The 1,813-nt window shown below is 34.2% G+C and carries 4 protein-coding genes; all 4 read left to right on the top strand.

Annotation, left to right across the window (positions count from 1 at the left end; genetic code table 11):
• Positions 1–442 (top strand): 30S ribosomal protein S16 (gene rpsP / locus ENL20_08570; protein ID HHE38610.1); only part of this gene is annotated, 442 nt, incomplete at its 5' end.
• Between the two features lie 13 nt (positions 443–455).
• Positions 456–686, top strand: coding sequence for a KH domain-containing protein (locus ENL20_08575; GenBank protein ID HHE38611.1), 231 nt, complete (start codon positions 456–458; stop codon positions 684–686).
• A 221-nt stretch (positions 687–907) separates the two neighbouring features.
• Positions 908–1,267, top strand: coding sequence for a hypothetical protein (locus ENL20_08580; protein HHE38612.1), 360 nt, complete (start codon positions 908–910; stop codon positions 1,265–1,267).
• 74 nt (positions 1,268–1,341) lie between these two features.
• Positions 1,342–1,813, top strand: a 472-nt coding sequence (gene trmD / locus ENL20_08585) for a tRNA (guanosine(37)-N1)-methyltransferase TrmD (GenBank protein ID HHE38613.1), incomplete at its 3' end; no start/stop codon positions are given.

Consider the following 1,813-nt stretch of genomic DNA (forward strand, 5'->3'; position numbering starts at 1 on the left):
AGATAAACCATTCTACAGGATCGTAGCTGTTGATTCACATAAGAAAAGAGACGGAAAATATCTGGAGCAATTAGGTTACTATGATCCAAAAACAGATCCTTTTACTTTGAAAGTTGATATTGATAAATCTATCAAATGGTTGAAAGTTGGAGCACAACCTTCTAAAACCGTTCGTTCATTGTTCTCAAAAGCTGGTATTCTCGAAAAATGGCATAATCAAAGATTTCCTAAAAAAGAAGAAAAACCTGAAAAAAAGGAAAAATCAAAAAAAACAAAAGAAGAAAAAAAAGTAAAAGAAGTTAAAGAAGAAGTAGCAAAGGAATCCAAAGAAAAGAAATCAGATATATCAAAAAAAGAGACTAAACCGAAAGTAACAAAAAAAACTGTCAAAAAGAAACCGGAGAAAGCTGAGAAAACTGAAGAAACTGTAAAAGCAGATTAACAAGGAGTTGAAAATGAAGGAATTAATTGAATACATTGTTAAAGCTTTAGTTGATGATCCAGGTACAGTTGATATTAAAGAAGTTGCCGGAGATAAAATTACGATCTTTGAATTACGAACTGCCAAAAGCGATATTGGAAAAGTTATCGGAAAACATGGTCGTACTGCAGGAGCGATAAGAACTATTCTTAATGCCGTATCAGCGAGAAAGGGTAAAAGAGCGGTTCTGGAAATCGTCGAATAATTTCACAAGTATTTTTATAAGGAACATTCTTATAAGAAGAACTTTGATATAATTTTTCCTTTTTTTTGATGCAAATTTCTGATCTGGTTGCCATTGGCAAACTGGGAAATTCTATTGATGAAAAGGGATTCATCTCCTTTAGAAAAAATAGCAATTTCCAACAATCATATCTTACCCAAAAAGATGTATTTTTGCTCTTTAAAGATCATAGAGTGCGTTATGTGAGCATAGATAAAGTTTTATGCGAAAAACGATTAAAACTCCGATTCCTGGAAGCAGATGTAACTGAAGAAGCAGCTGATGCCAGTGGTGTTCGGGTTGCTTTACCGAAATCTGATCTGGTGAAATTCAACAGGGAAGCTGATTTTGTAGATCCTGTTGGAATGAAAATTATTTCAGATAAAAAAGAATTAGGAAATGTCATCGATTTTTTCAATAATTCTGTTCACGATATTTTGATTGTTAAGACCACGGAAAATAAAGAGATCATGATCCCTGATGTGGATTATTATGTAGTCAATAAAGACAAAAGCAACAAAACCATAAATGTGAAAAACATCCGGGAACTTCTGGATTTATGATGAATGTTACCACCAAGACACGAAGACACGAAGAAAAAAATCCGTGCAAATCTGTGTAAATCCGCGAGCAAATTATGACAATTGAGATATTAACTCTTTTTCCTGATATTTTCCGGAATTTTCTGATGGAAAGTATTGTTGGAAATGCGATTAATCAGAATGCAATAAAAGTGAACATTACCAATATTCGTGATTTCGCTTTTAATAAACACAAACAGGTTGATGATTATCCTTTTGGTGGTGGACCCGGGATGGTGATGAAACCTGAACCTCTTTTTGAATCCATCGAGCATGTCAAAAAAGGAAGGAAAATCCCGGTGATCTATTTTACTCCTCAAGGCAGACTCCTGGATCAAGAAACAATTAATGATTACAGCAAAATCGAAGAAGTAATTCTTTTATGCGGACATTATAAAGAGATAGATCAGCGAATTCGTGATACGCTTGTTGATGATGAAATTTCCATTGGAGATTATGTTCTTTCCGGAGGTGAAATTCCAGCAATGGTTTTTGTAGATGCTGTTGCCAGGCTGCAAAAGGGAGTTC

The organism is Candidatus Cloacimonadota bacterium (assembly GCA_011372345.1).
In the GTDB taxonomy this organism is placed as follows: domain Bacteria; phylum Cloacimonadota; class Cloacimonadia; order Cloacimonadales; family TCS61; genus DRTC01.

Excerpts from the sequence above, each read along its gene's own strand:
- ENL20_08575 (HHE38611.1), top strand. The coding sequence starts at position 456 with ATGAAGGAATTAATTGAATACATTGTTAAAGCTTTAGTTGATGATCCA.